Annotated in this window: 1 protein-coding gene; it reads left to right on the forward strand. The window is 42.4% G+C overall.

Translation table 11 applies throughout. The annotated features are described in order from the left end of the window. Positions 1-77: 77 nt before the first annotated feature. On the forward strand, positions 78-557 hold a 480-nt coding region (locus tag BAZO_RS11405), incomplete at its 3' end, for an amino acid permease (protein WP_268869822.1).

Below are 557 nucleotides of genomic sequence, written 5' to 3' on the forward strand. Positions count from 1 at the left end.
AACACCAGTTCCAAGAGGGTCTTTGTCGGGATTGAGGGTGCTGCGATGATGGGAAATCGCGCGAAATTGTCTTTGTTATTGCTGGAATAGTTACTTTCAAAGCTGGAGTCTTTAGTGCTCACTTTTGGCAAAATTTCGTTGCGAATACAAATGCTGATGGCGTAATTAAGAGTTTAACTTGGTCTAATATGACTGGCGGAGATTTATTCAGTCAAGTCAAAGGTTCACTCATGGTTATGATTTGGGTCTTCGTCGGAATCGAAGGGGCTGCTATGATGGGTGACCGTGCCAAACGTAAATCAGATGCTGGTAAAGCTTCAATTCTCGGTTTGATTGCCTTGTTAGTGATTTATATCTTGCTCTCACTATTGCCATTTGGTTTTATGAGCCAACAAGAACTAGCTAATACTGGTCAACCAGGTTTGGTTCATATTTTGAACGCTATGGTTGGCGGTTGGGGTGGTTCACTAATGGCCATTGGTCTTGTGATTTCACTTCTTGGAGCTTGGTTGTCATGGACAATGCTTCCTGTTGAAGCAACACAACAATTATCAGAA

This window comes from Schinkia azotoformans LMG 9581 (assembly GCF_000307855.1).
Classification (GTDB): Bacteria; Bacillota; Bacilli; order Bacillales; family Bacillaceae_J; genus Schinkia; species Schinkia azotoformans.